At 62.9% G+C, this 15,781-nt stretch carries 21 protein-coding genes; 10 read left to right on the forward strand and 11 right to left on the reverse strand.

The window, feature by feature from the left end:
• Positions 1-3: 3 nt before the first annotated feature.
• Positions 4-294 (forward strand): type II toxin-antitoxin system RelE/ParE family toxin, encoded by a 291-nt coding sequence (locus tag ACVW1B_RS20540; protein WP_456822096.1) that lies wholly within the window; start codon positions 4-6, stop codon positions 292-294.
• A gap of 1 nt (position 295) precedes the next feature.
• Positions 296-586, forward strand: a complete 291-nt coding sequence (locus ACVW1B_RS20545; RefSeq protein ID WP_028339801.1) for an addiction module antidote protein — start codon at positions 296-298, stop codon at positions 584-586.
• 99 nt (positions 587-685) lie between these two features.
• On the opposite strand, the gene ACVW1B_RS20550 is transcribed toward ACVW1B_RS20545, so the two are convergent.
• Positions 686-1,528, reverse strand: a complete 843-nt coding sequence (locus tag ACVW1B_RS20550) for a c-type cytochrome (RefSeq protein WP_456780229.1) — start codon at positions 1,526-1,528, stop codon at positions 686-688.
• Positions 1,529-1,910: 382 nt separating this feature from the next.
• Positions 1,911-3,128, reverse strand: coding sequence for a glycosyltransferase family 87 protein (locus tag ACVW1B_RS20555; protein WP_316397389.1), 1,218 nt, complete (start codon positions 3,126-3,128; stop codon positions 1,911-1,913).
• A 408-nt stretch (positions 3,129-3,536) separates the two neighbouring features.
• Here ACVW1B_RS20555 and ACVW1B_RS20560 point away from each other — a divergent pair, with 408 nt between their 5' ends.
• Positions 3,537-4,742 (forward strand): glycosyltransferase family 87 protein, encoded by a 1,206-nt coding sequence (locus ACVW1B_RS20560; RefSeq protein ID WP_456822097.1) that lies wholly within the window; start codon positions 3,537-3,539, stop codon positions 4,740-4,742.
• A gap of 40 nt (positions 4,743-4,782) precedes the next feature.
• Here ACVW1B_RS20560 and ACVW1B_RS20565 read toward each other — a convergent pair whose 3' ends face one another.
• The 4 genes from ACVW1B_RS20565 to fliL are packed head-to-tail and all read right to left on the reverse strand — an operon-like array spanning position 4,783 to position 7,762.
• On the reverse strand, positions 4,783-5,595 hold the full coding sequence (locus ACVW1B_RS20565; RefSeq protein ID WP_057018623.1) for a MotE family protein: 813 nt from the start codon (positions 5,593-5,595) through the stop codon (positions 4,783-4,785).
• Positions 5,592-6,056 (reverse strand): DUF6468 domain-containing protein, encoded by a 465-nt coding sequence (locus tag ACVW1B_RS20570; RefSeq protein WP_253623688.1) that lies wholly within the window; start codon positions 6,054-6,056, stop codon positions 5,592-5,594. Before ACVW1B_RS20570 ends, ACVW1B_RS20565 begins: the two co-directional genes overlap by 4 nt.
• Positions 6,053-7,255, reverse strand: coding sequence for a flagellar motor switch protein FliM (gene fliM / locus ACVW1B_RS20575; RefSeq protein ID WP_057018625.1), 1,203 nt, complete (start codon positions 7,253-7,255; stop codon positions 6,053-6,055). Before fliM ends, ACVW1B_RS20570 begins: the two co-directional genes overlap by 4 nt.
• Positions 7,256-7,273: 18 nt before the next feature.
• Entirely contained in the window at positions 7,274-7,762 is a 489-nt protein-coding gene (gene fliL / locus ACVW1B_RS20580) for a flagellar basal body-associated protein FliL (RefSeq protein ID WP_456792455.1), read from the reverse strand.
• A gap of 381 nt (positions 7,763-8,143) precedes the next feature.
• Between fliL and flgF the strand changes: the two genes are divergently transcribed.
• The 7 genes from flgF (at position 8,144) to ACVW1B_RS20615 (ending at position 13,154) form a co-directional block, all read left to right on the forward strand.
• On the forward strand, positions 8,144-8,908 hold the full coding sequence (gene flgF, locus ACVW1B_RS20585) for a flagellar basal-body rod protein FlgF (RefSeq protein WP_016846737.1): 765 nt from the start codon (positions 8,144-8,146) through the stop codon (positions 8,906-8,908).
• A 16-nt stretch (positions 8,909-8,924) separates the two neighbouring features.
• Positions 8,925-9,713: a flagellar basal-body rod protein FlgG gene (flgG, locus tag ACVW1B_RS20590; RefSeq protein WP_076825657.1), complete on the forward strand. Its 789-nt coding sequence runs from the start codon at positions 8,925-8,927 to the stop codon at positions 9,711-9,713.
• Positions 9,714-9,715: 2 nt separating this feature from the next.
• Entirely contained in the window at positions 9,716-10,771 is a 1,056-nt protein-coding gene (gene flgA, locus ACVW1B_RS20595) for a flagellar basal body P-ring formation chaperone FlgA (protein WP_253589861.1), read from the forward strand.
• Between the two features lie 5 nt (positions 10,772-10,776).
• A complete protein-coding gene (flgH, locus tag ACVW1B_RS20600; protein ID WP_028337175.1) occupies positions 10,777-11,529 on the forward strand; it encodes a flagellar basal body L-ring protein FlgH in 753 nt (250 codons plus the stop codon).
• 428 nt (positions 11,530-11,957) lie between these two features.
• Positions 11,958-12,290: a hypothetical protein gene (locus ACVW1B_RS20605; protein ID WP_371852101.1), complete on the forward strand. Its 333-nt coding sequence runs from the start codon at positions 11,958-11,960 to the stop codon at positions 12,288-12,290.
• A 96-nt stretch (positions 12,291-12,386) separates the two neighbouring features.
• Positions 12,387-12,680 carry a hypothetical protein gene (locus tag ACVW1B_RS20610; protein ID WP_026193017.1) on the forward strand — a complete coding sequence of 98 codons (294 nt, stop codon included), beginning with the start codon at positions 12,387-12,389 and terminating at the stop codon, positions 12,678-12,680.
• 153 nt (positions 12,681-12,833) lie between these two features.
• Positions 12,834-13,154 carry a hypothetical protein gene (locus tag ACVW1B_RS20615; protein ID WP_253607868.1) on the forward strand — a complete coding sequence of 107 codons (321 nt, stop codon included), beginning with the start codon at positions 12,834-12,836 and terminating at the stop codon, positions 13,152-13,154.
• A gap of 30 nt (positions 13,155-13,184) precedes the next feature.
• Here ACVW1B_RS20615 and ACVW1B_RS20620 read toward each other — a convergent pair whose 3' ends face one another.
• From ACVW1B_RS20620 to ACVW1B_RS20640, 5 genes are all read right to left on the reverse strand, one after another.
• The gene (locus ACVW1B_RS20620) at positions 13,185-13,682 is read right to left on the reverse strand and encodes a GNAT family N-acetyltransferase (RefSeq protein ID WP_076825662.1); all 498 of its coding nucleotides are present in this window, start codon (positions 13,680-13,682) and stop codon (positions 13,185-13,187) included.
• A gap of 34 nt (positions 13,683-13,716) precedes the next feature.
• Positions 13,717-14,148, reverse strand: coding sequence for a DUF1801 domain-containing protein (locus ACVW1B_RS20625; protein WP_253607867.1), 432 nt, complete (start codon positions 14,146-14,148; stop codon positions 13,717-13,719).
• A gap of 46 nt (positions 14,149-14,194) precedes the next feature.
• On the reverse strand, positions 14,195-14,428 hold the full coding sequence (locus ACVW1B_RS20630) for a hypothetical protein (RefSeq protein ID WP_076825666.1): 234 nt from the start codon (positions 14,426-14,428) through the stop codon (positions 14,195-14,197).
• 199 nt (positions 14,429-14,627) lie between these two features.
• On the reverse strand, positions 14,628-15,059 hold the full coding sequence (locus ACVW1B_RS20635) for an SRPBCC family protein (RefSeq protein WP_057018633.1): 432 nt from the start codon (positions 15,057-15,059) through the stop codon (positions 14,628-14,630).
• Positions 15,056-15,379, reverse strand: coding sequence for an ArsR/SmtB family transcription factor (locus ACVW1B_RS20640; protein ID WP_016846748.1), 324 nt, complete (start codon positions 15,377-15,379; stop codon positions 15,056-15,058). The genes ACVW1B_RS20635 and ACVW1B_RS20640 overlap by 4 nt, the downstream gene beginning before the upstream one ends.
• Between the last annotated feature and the right edge of the window lie 402 nt (positions 15,380-15,781).

The following is a 15,781-nucleotide window of genomic DNA, read 5'->3' on the forward strand; positions in this document are numbered from 1 at the left end:
CACATGATCCAGGTCGTTCAGACCGACGCTTTTGCGCACTGGCTCAACTCGCTAGCCGACATAAAAGCGGTCGCCCGGATCGGCGCACGCATCCGGCGTCTCGAACTCGGAAATCCAGGCGATGTGAAATCGGTGGGCGAAGGCGTGAGCGAGATGCGGATCGATTACGGCCCCGGCTACCGGGTATATTTCACGCGTCGAGGCAAAACCATCGTGCTCCTGCTCTGCGGTGGCGACAAGCGAACCCAAAGCAAGGACGTCAAGGCGGCCCAGACGATGGTGAAGGAGATTTGAGATGCCGCTCAAGACGACCAAGTTCGACATCAAGGATCATCTGAAGACGCTAGAGCAGCAGATCGCCTATCTCGAAGCGGCGCTGGAAGAGGACGATCCCTCGTTCATCGCGACAGCTATCGGCGACATCGCCAGAGCTCGCGGCGTATCGCAGTTTTCGCGCGAAACTGGCTTGAGCCGCGAAGTGATCTACAAGTCATTCCGGCCCGGCGGCAATCCGACTATTGAAACCCTGAACAAGGCGACAAAAGCGCTCGGTTTGAAGCTGAAGCTTGTTCCGAGCGCCGCCTAGCTGCGCAGATAGCGGTGCGCGCTATCCTCGCAGAATTGGAGTCAGCCAGGGGCCCGCTGCGCGGCTGTGACCGGACAGGATTTGGCCTTGCAACGAGCCTTACTCCGCGCTGCCGGGTACCGTGCGCAAATACGCCACGATGGCATCGAGGTCATCGGAACTGATCCGGGCGTAGTAGTGGTATCCCATCGGTCGACCGAGACGGCTGCCATCGCGGCTGACACCGTCGGTGATCGCACGCTTGATCTCGTCGTCGCTCCATGTGCCGATCCCATTGGTCTTGTTCTGCGTGATGTTGCGTGAGACCGAGATACCCCACGGCCCGGAGAATTTGACGCCACCCGCGCCAAGACTGCTCTTGTATTCTCGTCCCCTCGGTCCAATCGGCGTATGGCACGCCATGCAATGCGCGATCGTGACAAGATAGAATCCCTTCTGCACCTTGTCGCTCATCATCGGTTCGGCGAATGGGTTCTCGCCGCCCGGCGGAACGTTCTCGACTTGAGGCACCTTGTAGATCGGATCGGGCACCTTGTTGTGGACCGGCGTGACCGTACGCAAATACGCGACGACCGCGTCGAGATCATTTTCCGTCAGGATGTGATAGAAGCTGGTCGGCATGACCATCGCGGTATGCACACCCTTTGGGGTCTGCCCGGTCCGCAGCAGTTTCTTGATATCGGCATCGCTCCAGTTTCCGATGCCTGTTTCCTTGTCTGGCGTGATGTTGGCGGCATGCACTGTGAACGGCGGCTCGTCCCAGTATCCTCCGCCCGAGAACGCCTTCTCCAAAACATCGCCGTTCGGTCCCTTGGGCGTGTGGCAATTGCCGCAAGCCAGAATGCCGTTGACAAGGTAATCGCCCCGCTTGACGAGTTCGAATTGGGCCCATGCCAGATTGGTGGTGGCGATGACGACAAGCATCATGAACAGGCTACGCATATCGGTTTCCTCGAAATTTCTTGGTGATGAAAAATTCAATTTCTGATCGGGCGCAGCTTCGCGCCCGGCACAAGAGCATTCAATCAATCAACTCAAGCGGCGGTCCATGCGATCGCAATCGCGGAAGGCTCCAAAACAGCGAAGTCACGCTGGCCTTCCTCACGCCAATGCTAGACCCGCATCAAGCACTTTGGCAATGTCCGCGATGGCTCGGTTGCAATGGCCTTGGCGCCGCCAGCGTTGTTCTGCGCCCTTGCTCCCGCGCCAATGGCAACGCGACTGATTTATCGCGGCGGTGGATGCTCCGCCGAATCAAAGCCCAGCAGCCCAGCACTGGACACTCCCCGCGATGTTACGGAGGTCCGCGTGAGGTGCTCCGAACTCAGACCGTCGCGACCTCTCGCTCGCCATGCGCCGCTTGCCGCGTCTGCATGCTCTCCCGGACCAGCAACCAGCAGAACAGGATGATGACCGGAGAACCAAAAGGCAGCGGCTTCACGACCGACAGCTGATAGAGGACAGGTAGGTAGAAGACCATCGGCGCGAGAAACGTCACGCCAAGGACCATTTTCGACCAGGCCGGAAAGCCGACCCTCAACCATTCGCTGAGCATCCAGGCCAGCGGCAGCGCCATGATGAGCATGTCGTAGAACAGGCAGAACGGCGTAATCAGGAGGCAGGTGAGCACGATGATCGAGCGTTCAGTCGCAGCACTGATCTTCTGACGCAACATCCAGACCAGCACACACGTCATGCCCAGCGCCACGAGGCCGTGAATGATAAAGGCCGTGTTGACGCCGGCGCCGAGCAGGCGCGCTGTCGCGTACACGCTCTGCAGCAATGAAAACTCGACGTCGCCGTTCTCCAGAGCCTGACGGGCCGAGTGAGAGACGTCGAGGAAGTTGAGCCATGTATCGAGGCCGAACAGCAGCGCGGACAGCACGACGAGCGAAATCGACGACAGGCCTGCCCAGATCAGCGTGCGCCAGCGACCTGTGACGATCAGGGCGATCGGCACGGCCAGCGCCAAATGCGGCTTGATCACCATCAGCCCGAGGATCGCGCCCGCGAGCTTCGGCCTCCGGTCCATGATGTTGAGACCGCACCCAAGGATCGATGCCGTCAGAAAGGCGTTCTGCCCCGCCACGGCATTAAGATAGACCGGCGCATAGGCAAGGATCGCGACCAGGCACCAAGGCGTTCGCAAGATACGCCAGATCACCGCGGCGAACGACGCCGCCGTCATACCAATGAACACGAACAGCGAGGCGAAATACGGCGCGAGCGCGAGCGGCACGCACAAAAGCAGCATCGTCGGCGGATAGAAGAACGCCTCGTAGCCCTCTCGCAGGTATGGAGCTTCCGCGAGCAGATGCAATTCGGGCACATAAACCTCGGCGGGATGCCCGGCCAACACCTGGAGCGACGCGGCCCAGAAGGTCAAAAAGTCCGAGCCGAGCAGAAAGTTATTCGCGCCATAGCCGCCATCGCGGTAAAACAGCAAAAGCGACCTCGCAAGGGTCAGCACCAGCACAATTGCGATGCCACTCACGTATAATCGGGCGCGCGGCGCGGTGAGCCATGGCATGTCTTTCAGCATTGGCAATTCCCAAAACACCACCTTGAGACATAGCGACTTCAATTCCAGAATGACAAATCGGTTGCAACTTAACGCTACCGTTTAAGACTACCATAACCGGCGTACACTTCTCGGCGTCGATAGGCGTTTGGCTTCGCGGAGACCTCGTCGAGCCCACACCATCGGAGGAGGCGAACATCCGCGTCTGCCAGCCGGCACATGGCGCTGCAGCGCCTCCGGACGGCGCCGGCTTCGGCCTTTGCACGAGAGGATTAACCTCGATCCACCGGGCATCCGCGGAACTTCCAGCGATTAACCCAACGCCGCAGGGAGATCGGCCACTCGCTTGCGCCACCGCCAGTTGCGGTATACAACCGCTTGCATTTCAAGCAATTCTTAGTTTCTGGCAGTTTCATGAACGGATTTGGAATGGTGCGCGCCCGTGCGGAGCGCAGCGGATACGACCGTGCATTGGCCATTGCCTGCCTCATCGTGTTGGGCTTTACGCTGTACTGCGTGTTACCGAAAGTCGTTGACGGTACCGGCGCGACCGGGCTCGACTTTTCGTGCTTTTGGAGCGCGGGGAAAATGGCCCTCAATGGCCATGCCGCCACCGCCTACGATTGGCCGCGGTTGCGGCAAGCGATCATTCAAATACATCCCAGCTTGAACGACGCTCCGTTCCCCGTTTACGAAGTACCGATACCGTTTTTCTACCCGCCGTTTTTTCTCTTTGCGGCGGCACTGCTGGCACTATTGCCGTTTCCGACCGCGTTCTGGATCTGGAGCACCGCAAAGCTGCTGTGCTGGGCGCTCGTTGTTTCCGCCATCCGGCCGCGCTTCGCCGTACTGCTGCTGGCATTCGCCGTGCCGGCCGTCCTGTACGATTTCATCGTCGGCCAAAGCTCCTTGCTGGCGGCATCGCTGCTCGGCGCGATTCTGCTGACGCTGGACCGGCGTCCGATCGTCAGCGGCTTCCTGATCGCGCTGCTGATCTTCAAGCCGCAATATGGCGTCCTGCTTCCCCTCGTTTTGATAGCTACTGGACGCTGGACCGTCTTCATCACAGCCAGTTTGGTGACACCGGTGCTCTTGCTGCTTACCGGGCTTACCTTCGGCTGGGACACTTTTGAGGGGTTCCGTGAGGCCGCCGTCTTCGCAACGACGCAGTTCCATCTCACCGGCACGCTGGCTTGGTACAAACTGCAGAGCGTCTACGGCGTGCTTCGGTTTGCCGGTTTTGGCTATGGATCGGCCATGGCACTGCACGTCGCGGTCGCTGCGGCAGCCGCGACGTGGACGCTGATCATATGGCGCCGCAACGTCAGCTTCGCCGTCAAGGCCGCGTGTCTGCTCGTCGCGACCCTGCTCGTCTCTCCCTACTTCGCGATCTACGATACGGCGCTACTGGCTCTCGCGATCATCTTTCTCATGAACGCGCCCATGGCCGAACATGGCGCGCTTCTCTCGAATCGCTCCGAACTACGGATCGGGTTCGGCGTGCTTGTCCTGGCGGGGTTTACCTACCCGGTCGCGCTCGTGCCCGTCGGTCCGTTCATGTGCGCGACCCTCGTCGCGATGATATGGATGCGATGCAGGCAACCCGGTGTTAAGTCGGATCTGGCTTACGGCTGACCAGGCCACCGCCAATTGGCGGACTTTCCGATAGCTCCCATCAATTCGTCTTCGGCGTGAGCATCTTGCCTTCGATCTTGGGAAGATCGTCGGTCGAGGCCGACTTGTCGCCGCCGGCACGGCGGGCGAGTTCGACCGTGAGCCGTTCGGCGGCTTCCGGCTGCATCAGGCCGAGGATGTCGGACATCTTGCGCGGCTGGATCTGCGAGGCGATCTGGTAGAGCACATTCATTTCCAGGCGATCGAACACCTTCGCGGCGTCCTTCGGCTTCATGTTCTCGTACATGGTGACGATGCCCTTGAAGCGCGCGGCATCGGCTTCCGCCTTTGCCGCGGCATCGGCATTCGTCTTGGCATCATTGGCCTTGGCCTCCTCGACCTTGGCCTCGATGCGCTTCTCGGCGGCCTTCAGCAGGCTTTCGCGGATCTCGACCTCGCGCGCACGCGTCTCGAGCTCCTGGCGGCGCGCCTGCAGCCGCTCCAGGATCGCGCGCTCGGATGCCGACACTTGCGGCGGCGCATCCAGGTTGACGACGACGCCATCGGGCTTGGACGGCTCCGCGGCCGGTGCGGCCGGCTTCGGCGCCTCGTCCTTCTTGGCGTCCTTGTGCTCGACCGATCCCGTGATGTCGCCGGGATCGGCCTTGATCTTGCTGTCAACCACCGCCTTGCCGGCGCCGGGGAAGTTGAAATTCTGTTGCGCCCAAGATGGGCCAGCCGGGCCGGCCGGCGGCGTATCGTCGGCGAACACGTAACCGCCATCGAGCACGAGGCCGGCGACCTTCAGCACCATCAGGCCGAAGATCGCGACCAGCACCACGGGCATCACTCTGATGTCACGAAGCAACTTCATGCAGCGAGACCGCCGGCCCTCCTGCGCTCGGTGAAGGCTTCAGCCGCCGCGGCAACCGCGTGCGCGGCCGAGACCCTGGGCGCCGGCGCCACTGGCGCGGCTGCTTGCGCCGGTGCCTGCGCGGGCTCGGACGGCCGCGCGGCCATCGCGATCTTGGACAGGCGGCGCACCACGTGGTCACCCTCCGCCAGCTGGTTCTTCAGCAGCGCCGACATCTGCGTCGCCGCATCGAGCTGATTGCCGAGGTTCTCGTTGACGTCGCGCACCGCGTGCTTCAACCCGCCGATCGCCCGCTCGGCGATCTCGGTCGCGGTGATCAGTTCGGCGATCGTCGCCTTCAGCGAATGTTCGTCGGCCTTCAGCCGCTGCAGCCGCTTGTTGAGCAGCCAGCAATAGCCGATCGTCAGCATCAGCAGCACGGCTACCAGACTCTCGATTGCTAGTCCAAGCACATGACTCATGGTGCCTCCATCATCTTGGTCCGCTCGTCCGCCTTCTCGAACATCGCGAAGGTGGTTTGGGGTTTACGCAAATTCTTGGTGACGCGGATCGCGACACGGTCGCCGACCCGGCCCATGCGCCCTTCCGTCAGGGTGACGTTGCCGCAGCGCACCGAGACCAGCGCGTCGGAGCGGATATCCAGCGGAAGGGTGTCTCCGACCTTGAGCTTCATCAGCTCCTTCAGCGGAATGTCCGCTTCATAGAGCACCGCGTCGACCGAGATCTCGGCCTGCGCCACTTCGGTGGCGAAATGGCCTTCCCAGATCGGGTCGCGACCGAATTTTTCGCCCATGAACATCTGCAACAGCACGTTGCGGATCGGTTCGATGGTGGCGTAGGGCAGCAGCAATTCGACATTGCCGCCGCGGTCTTCCATGTCGATGCGCAGACGCACCAGGATCGCGGCATTGGCCGGGCGGCTGATCGCGGCAAAGCGCGGGTTGGTCTCGAGCCGGTCGATCGTGAAGGTCACCGGCGACAGCGGCCGGAACGCCTGCTCGGCATCCGACAGCACCACCTCGACCAGGCGCTTGACGAGGTTGGTCTCGATCGTGGTGTAGGGCCGGCCCTCGATGCGCAGCTGGGTCTGGCCGCGGCGGCCGCCGAGCAGCACGTCGATCATCGAATAGATCAGGCTGGAATCGACGGTAGCGAGCCCGAAGTTCTCCCACTCCTCCGCCTTGAACACCGAGAGCACCGCCGGCAGCGGGATCGAGTTCATGTAGTCGCCGAAGCGCACCGAGGTGATGCGGTCGAGCGAGACCTCGACGTTGTCGGAGGTGAAATTGCGCAAGCTGGTCGTCATCAACCGCACCAGGCGGTCGAACACGATTTCGAGCATCGGCAGACGCTCGTAGGACACCATCGCGGAATCGATGATGGCGCGAATGCCGGAATGGTCGTCGAGGCTGACATCGCCGACCGTAAAGCCGAGGAGATTGTCGATCTCCTCCTGCGACAGCACGCGCTCGCCATTGGTGCTCTTGCTGCCGAAGTCGCGGCTGCCGTCCTCGACCATGGCGGCCCATTGCAGCGCCATGTTTTCGGTGAGCTCGTTCTTGGCCGCTTCCGCCGCGGCCGCCGCGGGATCCTCGGAATCGAGCGAGGCTTCCCACTGCGCCGCAATGGCGTCCTGGTCCATCTGGTCGTTGCCGGCCATGGCTTTACATCCACCCCGTCACTGGATCACGACTTCCTTGAACAGCACCGCGTTGACCTGGTTGGGTGCCAGCGCGAGATTGACGCGCTTGGTCAGCTCTTCCTTGAGGCGGAACAGGCCGGCCGAGCCGTTGAGGTCGCTCGGGCGCAGCTCGCGCATGTAGGTCTGGAACAGGTCGGTGACGCGCGGCAGCGCCGGCTTGATCGCCTCGACCTGTTTCTCTTCCTTGACCTCGAGCACGAGCTTCAGCTTGAGATATTGCACGCGCTCGCCGGGCGCGCCGACCAGATTGACCAGCATGTCCGGCACGTCGACGAAGCTCGGCGGCTTCGGCGGCGGCGCTTCGGCGTGCTGCTCCTCGCCGTGGCCGCGCATGAAGAAGAACCAGCCGCCGGCGCCCGCGCCGAGCACGACCAGGAAGCCGACGACGGCAATGATCAGCTTGAGCTTGCCCTTCGTCGGAGCGGCCGCGCCCTCGCCGCTGTCCGTCTTTTCCTCGTCCGCCATCGTCCGCCCGCTTCACTCTGAAGGATGCGAACGCGATTTGCCCCAGCCTTGGCCTGAAGACGCGATACAAATGCCGCCGGCGCACACGCGCCCCAATGCCGGCAACACTGGGGTCATAATGGTTAACGGAAGCTTAGGATTTACCTTCCACTAGGAAAAAACTGCCGGGCAAACATGGTCAACAAGACCTTTCTGCCGCCCTACCGGGCCTCCAGACAAACACCTAAGTCATTCAAATATTTGAATATTCTAAGTTGGCACGGCTTTCGCTGAGAGGACGGCGTAACCCGCGGGTTTGGGAGAACCCAATGGTTACCGACGGTCCGGCGTGAAGGTTTGGGAGAACCTGCATTCGGATCACCTCACAGGGGAGAACCACCGATGCAGAATACGCTTCTGGTCGGCCTATCGAAGCAGATGGTGCTGGAACGGCAGATGGATGTCGTCTCCAACAACATCGCGAACATGAACACCAACGGCTACAAGGCCGACCGGTCGCTGTTCCAGGAATATCTGTCCTCGAACGCACATGAGGACAATTTCGCCTCCTCCGACCGCCGCGTCTCCTTCGTGCAGGACCGCGCGACCTTCCACGATTTCTCGCAGGGTCCGACCGAAGAGACCAAGAACCCGCTCGACGTCGCGATCGACGGCAATGCCTTCCTGGTGGTGCAGACGCCGGGTGGCGAGCGCTATACCCGCGAAGGCAGCCTGCAGATCAACAATCGCGGCCAGCTGGTCACCGCCTCGGGCTATCAGGTGCTCGGCACCGCCGGCCCGATCACCTTCCAGCAGACCGACCACGACGTCTCGATCGCCGCCGACGGCAACATCACCGTGCTCGAGGGCACCTCCCGCCTCGACTCGATCCGCGGCAAGCTGCGCCTCGTCTCGTTCGCGCAGGCCCAGCGCCTGCTGAAGGAAGGCTCCAACCTCTACGCGCCGGGCGAAGGCACGCAGGCGCTGCCGGACACCAAGGCCCAGATCCGCCAGGGCTTCATCGAGAAGTCGAACGTCAATTCCGTCGTCGAGATGAGCCGCATGATCGAGATCACGCGGACCTACACCCAAATCGCCTCGCTGCTGCAGCAGCAGAGCGACCTGCACAAATCGGCGATCGAGAAACTCGCCGACGTGCCGAACTGATCGGGGGGATTGACCGATGCGCGCACTTTATACAGCTGCGACCGGAATGGCGGCACAGGAACTCAGCGTTCAGGTGATCTCCAACAACATCGCGAACCTGCGCACCACCGGCTACAAGAAGCAGCGCGCCGCGTTCCAGGACCTGATCTACGATCATGTGCGCCGGGTCGGCGCGCAGGCCTCCGATCAGAACACCATCATACCGATGGGCATCGACCTCGGCGGCGGCGTCAAGACCGTCGGCACGCCGCGCATGATGACCCAGGGCACGCTGTCGCCGACCGGCAACGATCTCGACATCGCGATCCGCGGTGAAGGCTTCTTCAAGATCCTGATGCCGGACGGCACCTTCACCTACACCCGCGACGGCTCGTTCCAGATGGACAATCAGGGCCGCATCGTCAACGCGCAGGGCAATTTGCTGCAGCCGACGATCACGATCCCGCAGAACGCATCCGGCCTCACCATCAATGCGCAAGGCCAGGTCTCGGTGACGCTGCCGGGCCAGACCGCATCGACCAACATCGGCCAGATCGGCCTGACCCGATTCATCAACAAGGCCGGCCTGATGCCGATCGGCGACAATCTGTTCCAGGAAACGCCGGCCTCCGGCCAGCCGCAGGACGGCACCGCCAACACCGACGGCTATGGCGACATGCAGCAGAGCAACCTCGAACAGGCCAATGTCGAGGTGGTCTCGGAAATCTCCGACCTGATCGCCGCACAGCGCGCCTATGAGATGAACTCGAAGGTGGTCTCCGCCGCCGACCAGATGATGCAGTCGACCTCCAACCTGTTCCGCTGAGGATGATGTCGATGATCGCCCGCTCACTCCTGATCGCAGCCGCGCTCCTCGCCGTCACCGTGGCACCGTCCGCCGCGCAAAGCCGCCGCGAGACCATCGCGGTGCCGACGCTGCGCGCCAGCATCACGGTCGCCGACGACATCGTGCGGGTCGGCGACCTCATCGACAACGCCGGCAGCGCCGGCAGCGTCGCGGTCTACCGCGCTCCGGACCTCGGCACGACAGGCACGCTGCCGGTCGCGCAGGTGCTGAACGTGTTGCGCTCGCACCAGGTGATCGGCGTCGATACCCGCGAGCTGAAGGAGATCACCGTCACCCGGCTGGCACGCACCATCGACAGCAAGGAGATCGAGCAGCAGGTGTCGCGCGCGCTGGAGGGCCGCCACGGGCTCGGCAGGGCCGGCAACATCGCGCTGACCTTCGACCGCGATCCCGGCGACATCCGCCTCGAGGCCACCAATACCGGCGCGATGCAGCCGATCGCCGTGCGCTACGACCCGCGCTCGACGCGTTTCGACCTGACCTTCGAGATCGGCAACGACGCCGGCGCCGCGCCGTCGAAGCTGCGCTTCACCGGAACCGCGATCGAAACTATCGAGGCCGCCGTGCTGACGCGCAATGTCGAGCGCGGCGACGTGTTGAAGGCCTCCGACGTGATCGTCGAACGCCGTCCGAAAGCCGAAATCGGCAACGACGCGGCGGTGCGCGACAGCGCCGTCGGCATGCAGGTCCGCCGCCAGCTCCGCCCCGGCCAGGCGCTGCGCGTCGCCGACCTCGCGAAGCCCGATCTCGTCACCCGCGACCAGAATGTCACGCTGATCTATCGCACTGCCGGCCTCTACCTGACGATCCGCGGCAAGGCGATGGATGGCGGCGCCGAGGGCGACACCGTCAGCGTGATGAATCTGCAGTCCAAGCGCGCCGTTTCCGGCGTCGTCACCGGCCGCGGCGAGGTCTCGATCTCGGTCGCGACCCCGCGCCCGGCGCCGACCGCCGACGCCACCGAATCCAATTCCGCTTCCGTCAAGCTGAGTTCAGTCGCACCAAACGCCGAGTAAAGTTCATGTCCCAGTACCGCATCAACCGCCTCGTCCTGACCGGTGCGCTGCTCGCGCTCGGAACGATCGCCAGCGGTTGCTCGTCGATCGACCGTCTCTCGCAGATCGGCGAGCAGCCGAAGCTGTCGTCGATCGACAATCCGACCACCCAGCCCGGCTACAAGCCGGTGCAGATGCCGATGCCGAAGCCCGAGGTCGCCTCCTACAGTCCGAACTCGCTGTGGCGCAGCGGCTCCCGCGCCTTCTTCAAGGACCAGCGCGCCGCGCGCGTCGGCGACATCCTGACCATCACGGTGAACTTCACTGACAAGGCCGCGATCGCCAACGAGACCCAGCGCAGCCGTACCAACTCCGAGGATTCGGGCGTCACCAACTTCCTGGGCTCGCAGACCATCACGCAGCCGAACAAGATCCTGCCCGGCCGCATCCTGACCGCCGACTCCACGGCCTCCAGCGACGGCAAGGGCTCGGTGAACCGCCAGGAAGCGTTGCAGACCAACGTCGCCGCGGTCGTCACCCAGGTGCTGCCGAACGGCAACCTCGTGGTCGAAGGCAAGCAGGAGATTCGCGTCAACTTCGAAATCCGCGAGCTGATCGTGGCCGGCATCGTGCGCCCGGAGGACATCCAGAGCGACAACACCATCGATTCCTCGAAGATCGCGCAGGCCCGCATCGCCTATGGCGGCCGCGGCCAGATCACCGACGTGCAACAGCCGCGCTACGGCCAGCAGGTTCTCGACGTGCTGCTGCCCTTCTGACGGCATGATCCCGAAGAGTGGAAACCGGTTTTCGGAAACGGATCATGCCTGAGTAGGACTTTTACGAGCTCCCACATCTCGTCGCGAACCTAGGCGCGGCGCGGTGTACCAACACGGCCCTCGCTAGCTCCCCTGGCGAGGGCCGTGGCTTTTTGTGACCGGTGGCGTGCGCCGGCGCGGTCGCCGCGCGCAGTCCGATACCGCTTCACGAAAGTCGCGCCATCGCCTTGTCGGTTCGTTAACCCTCGCAGCAGCGCACAGTAGAAGTCCCGGCGCTTGCAACGTAGGGAGACGACAACGCAGGGTTTTCTGTTTGTATGACGGTCATGCAAAGAGACGGACGATATGCGGCGTGGTTCCGGACGCCGCGGGGCGAAGGCACCGGAATAGTCCAGCTTGCAAATGGCAGGATCTCGGGCGGTGACGCCATGTTCATTTATGGCGGCACCTACCAGCTCGATCAGGACCGCTTCACGGCGACGCTGACGACGCATCGCTATGCCGACGGCCCGTTCACCACCGTGTTCGGATGTGACGAGGTCGAGGCGCAGCTGACCGGCTCGTTCAACGGCAACCGGGCGGTGTGCTCGGGCACGGCCAAGCAGGCCCCCGGCGTGCTGTTCGAAGCCACGCTGTTTCTGCAGCAACAGGAGCCGGAGCCCGCCCCCGGCCCAAGGACCACGACTACGCGCGCGGATGTGGCGAGGCTGCCGAAGCTCCCCGGCCGGCGCACGACGGTCGTGAGCAGGCGTTTCAGCTAATCCGTCCGCAATCCCGATGGCGTCGCCACCCGGTCCGGCGTACGATCGCGCATGCGCGAAGCGCAGCCCGATCGATGCAGCCGGAAGGAGGAACGCATGTATGCCGCCATCCGTCACGCCAAGGCGAAGACCGGTAGCGCCGAGGAACTCGCGCGCCGGATCAAGGAAGGCGCAATCCCGATCATCAGCGACGTTGAAGGCTTCATGGCCTATTACGTGGTCTATGCCGGCGACGATACCGTCACCGCGATCAGCGTCTTCAACAACCATGCCGGCGCCGAAGAGGCCAACCGCCGCGCGCTGGCCTGGATCGATGACAATCTCGGCCCATTGCTGGTCGGCCAGGCCACCGCGGTTGCGGGTCCAGTGATCGTGCATACCATAGCCTGAAGGCCGCAACCGGCAAACTTCGCCCGGCAGAAGCTGCCGGCTGCGCGTCGTGCGCGCGTGGCGGCGTCGCGATCCCGTTGAAATCACGGCTGCAACGGATGGCACGCCATTTGCTCCACGATTGCAGCATTGCAATGGGGACTGCGCGCGCAGATGACGTCGATCTCGGCCCTTGGATCGGTCACCGCCAGCATGACGACTGGCACATTGAAGAAACCGCTGACCGCCGACGCCACCGGCGGCAGCTCGCTCGGCGACACCGTCGAGCAGAAGTTTCTCAAATATGCGCAGATCAGCCCGATGGACCGGATGCGCGCGAACATCCTCAAAAGCATGGGCATGTCGGAAGAAGATCTCAAGAACATGACGCCGGATCAGCGCGCCGCGGTCGAGCAGAAGATCAAGGAGCTGATCGAGCAGGCGTTCCAGAAGAACGCCGGCAAGGCCGGCCAGGCGGTCGACATCTCGGCCTAGCTTGCCTGCGCGGGAGCGCGACGGCCGCATTCACGCGTCGGGCCTGTCGCTCAGGACAATGAAGACCTTGCCGCCGAAGTCGTATCGCGCGACCTCGCGCATGCCGAGCCGCAGATGCGCCTTGAGCGAACGCGGGTTGTCTTCCCTGATGAACAGGATTGCCTCGCGGCCGGGGAACGTCGCCTGAAGCTTCGCGTACAACGCATCCAGCACGCCAAGGCCGCGCGCGTCCCGCGAGACGCACACCGGACCATAAACATACGCATCTGCCCGCCCCGGCCAGGCCTTCAGCATGGCCTGCACCGGCGGCGCCTCGCCATATCCCTTCTCCGACGTCAGGAGCGCGCCGAGCAGTCTGCCCTCATCGTCGGTCGCGACGACGATCGATTGCCCGCTTGCAATGCGCGTCTCGATCACGTCGCGCGGCCATTGCCCGAGCAGCATGCCACCGTGCTCCCCGTTGTTGGCCGTCAACAGCGCGGAGATGGCGTCCGCATCGGACAATGTGGCGAGCCTGGTCTTGATCATCGCGGATGGATCGCGAGCACCATGGCGGCGCAGCTCACGCCTTCTTCTTTGCGGTCGCGCGGGTACCCGCGGCCTTCTTTGCCGGCTTCTTCGCAGATTTCCTGGATTTGGCCTGGTTGAGTTCGATCGCAGCACGAATGAGCGTCTTCAGCGCAGGGGCGTTGATCTTGTCGCCCTCGAACAGATCGATCGCGCGCCGCGCATTGCCCTCGAAGCCGGTGTTGAACAGCTTGTCGGGGTCGGGCAGCTGCGCGCCATACATGAAGGTCAGCTTGACCTTGCCCTTGTGGGCGTTGCCGACCGCAATGATGCCGTCGCGCGACCACACCGGGCTGCCCATCCACTTCCACTCCTCGATGATCTCAGGATCGGCGGCGAGGATGCTCTTGCGCAGGCTGGCGAGCGTCTTGCCGCGCCAGTCGGTGAGGTCCTCGATCATCTGGTCGATACGTTCCGATGCCGTCATTGCTGTCTCTCGCGCCTCATCCGCCCCAAGTCGTCACGTCATGCAATCACACTTGGGACGCGGACGTCGATCCCCCATGCTGACGCCGCGGCGACAGATATGGCAACGCGAACAGATAAAGGCCGCTGAGCAGCATGAAGATCAGCGGGAACAGCGCTAGCAAGCCGATCCAGACCGCCTGCTGCTGCAGGACCATGGCGACGATGTTGATGATGACGGCGACCGTGAAGGCGATCGAGAGCCAGCGGTGCGATTGCCGGATCCAGTTGTTCCAGTTCAATGTGACCTCCTGTTGGTGAGTGAATGATCCAGCGTCATTGCGAGGAGCTCCCGACAAAATTGCAGAGCAATTTTGCGCTGAAGCGACGAAGCAATCCATCTATCCGTGTATGCGGCACGATGGATTGCTTCGCGGAGCCTGTCATCGGGCGGCGCTATGCGCCGACCCGTTAGCTCGCAATGACGAGAGAGAGAGGCCGTCAACCTTGCCGCGCCATCAGCTGATCGAGATTCTCGAGGAACTGCTTCCATCCGGCATGAGCGCCGCCATAGGCCTGCTTCTGATGCGGCTGGAAGCCGGACTGCTCGACGCGCAGATGGGTGCCGGTCGCCGTCGGCGTCAGCGTGAAGACCACAACGCTCTCGAGATTGTAGGCGGCATCCGCATGCACGAAATTCCAGGTGTAGGACAGCGTCCTGTGCGGCTCCACAGCGAGCACCTTGCAGTCCAGCACGCCGCCCCACTCGCCGCGCAGGTTGAAGCTGTGCCCGACCTCGGGCTTGAAGTCGTTCTTCATCAGCCACTCCTCCATCAGATGCGGTTGGGTCAGCGCGCGCCAGAGCTTTTCCGGCGGATGAGGAAATTCACGCTCGACGATCGCGGAACGCGTTTCAGCGGTGGTCTTGTTCATTGGTCCATCCTTTTGAGGAGATCTTCGAGGTGGTCGAACCGGTTCTGCCAGAAGCCCGCCATCTGGCTGGTCCAGTCGATCAGCGGCGCCAGCGCGCCGAGTTGCGCGCTGTAATGGGTCTGCCTGCCTTCATGGCGGTCGCGCACCAGCCCGGCCTGCTTCAGCACGCCGAGATGCTTCGACACCGCCGGCTGCGAGATCCTGGCGCGGGCCGTCAGCGCGCCGACGGTCTGCTCGCCCTCGCGGCACAGGCGCTCGAAGATGGCCCGGCGGGTCGGGTCTGCGAGGGTTCGAAACAGGATGTCGTGAGCGTCTGGCATTTGCGATCAATAACCCATTGGTTATGGATTAACGTATAACCATCCAGCTATGGATAAGTCAACCGCAAACTTCGGCGGCTCTACAGCGGCCGCGCCACCTGAGGCTTTCCGGCTCGATGGCACAACAAGACCGCCCGCGCCTTTCATAACCCGCAGGTTATCCGGTGGCGGCGATCGGCCCGTCGGGCAAATCCGGGCGGAACGAAGAGCAAAGCTCGGGCAAATCATGTCGCGAGAACGCGGAAGTTTGACTCACAACGCGCGCAACACATTCAATGTCGTCCTGGCGAAAGCCAGGACCCATTACCCCAAATGAGAGTTGTTGCGCGATGCTGGGGCCACGATCCCGTTCATCATCAGGTGCGGTGGTGGGTCCTGGCATTCGCCAGGACGACGATCGTG

Source organism: Bradyrhizobium sp. USDA 4502, from assembly GCF_054063355.1.

What these genes read in the sequence shown, in the direction of transcription:
- ACVW1B_RS20540 (WP_456822096.1), top strand. Translation starts at nt 4, where the DNA reads ATGATCCAGGTCGTTCAGACCGACGCTTTTGCGCACTGGCTCAACTCG.
- ACVW1B_RS20545 (WP_028339801.1), top strand. Translation starts at nt 296, where the DNA reads ATGCCGCTCAAGACGACCAAGTTCGACATCAAGGATCATCTGAAGACG.
- ACVW1B_RS20550 (WP_456780229.1), bottom strand. Translation starts at nt 1,528, where the DNA reads ATGCGTAGCCTGTTCATGATGCTTGTCGTCATCGCCACCACCAATCTG.
- ACVW1B_RS20555 (WP_316397389.1), bottom strand. Translation starts at nt 3,128, where the DNA reads ATGCTGAAAGACATGCCATGGCTCACCGCGCCGCGCGCCCGATTATAC.
- ACVW1B_RS20560 (WP_456822097.1), top strand. Translation starts at nt 3,537, where the DNA reads ATGGTGCGCGCCCGTGCGGAGCGCAGCGGATACGACCGTGCATTGGCC.
- ACVW1B_RS20565 (WP_057018623.1), bottom strand. Translation starts at nt 5,595, where the DNA reads ATGAAGTTGCTTCGTGACATCAGAGTGATGCCCGTGGTGCTGGTCGCG.
- ACVW1B_RS20570 (WP_253623688.1), bottom strand. Translation starts at nt 6,056, where the DNA reads ATGAGTCATGTGCTTGGACTAGCAATCGAGAGTCTGGTAGCCGTGCTG.
- fliM (WP_057018625.1), bottom strand. Translation starts at nt 7,255, where the DNA reads ATGGCCGGCAACGACCAGATGGACCAGGACGCCATTGCGGCGCAGTGG.
- fliL (WP_456792455.1), bottom strand. Translation starts at nt 7,762, where the DNA reads ATGGCGGACGAGGAAAAGACGGACAGCGGCGAGGGCGCGGCCGCTCCG.
- flgF (WP_016846737.1), top strand. Translation starts at nt 8,144, where the DNA reads ATGCAGAATACGCTTCTGGTCGGCCTATCGAAGCAGATGGTGCTGGAA.
- flgG (WP_076825657.1), top strand. Translation starts at nt 8,925, where the DNA reads ATGCGCGCACTTTATACAGCTGCGACCGGAATGGCGGCACAGGAACTC.
- flgA (WP_253589861.1), top strand. Translation starts at nt 9,716, where the DNA reads ATGATGTCGATGATCGCCCGCTCACTCCTGATCGCAGCCGCGCTCCTC.
- flgH (WP_028337175.1), top strand. Translation starts at nt 10,777, where the DNA reads ATGTCCCAGTACCGCATCAACCGCCTCGTCCTGACCGGTGCGCTGCTC.
- ACVW1B_RS20605 (WP_371852101.1), top strand. Translation starts at nt 11,958, where the DNA reads ATGTTCATTTATGGCGGCACCTACCAGCTCGATCAGGACCGCTTCACG.
- ACVW1B_RS20610 (WP_026193017.1), top strand. Translation starts at nt 12,387, where the DNA reads ATGTATGCCGCCATCCGTCACGCCAAGGCGAAGACCGGTAGCGCCGAG.
- ACVW1B_RS20615 (WP_253607868.1), top strand. Translation starts at nt 12,834, where the DNA reads ATGACGTCGATCTCGGCCCTTGGATCGGTCACCGCCAGCATGACGACT.
- ACVW1B_RS20620 (WP_076825662.1), bottom strand. Translation starts at nt 13,682, where the DNA reads ATGATCAAGACCAGGCTCGCCACATTGTCCGATGCGGACGCCATCTCC.
- ACVW1B_RS20625 (WP_253607867.1), bottom strand. Translation starts at nt 14,148, where the DNA reads ATGACGGCATCGGAACGTATCGACCAGATGATCGAGGACCTCACCGAC.
- ACVW1B_RS20635 (WP_057018633.1), bottom strand. Translation starts at nt 15,059, where the DNA reads ATGAACAAGACCACCGCTGAAACGCGTTCCGCGATCGTCGAGCGTGAA.
- ACVW1B_RS20640 (WP_016846748.1), bottom strand. Translation starts at nt 15,379, where the DNA reads ATGCCAGACGCTCACGACATCCTGTTTCGAACCCTCGCAGACCCGACC.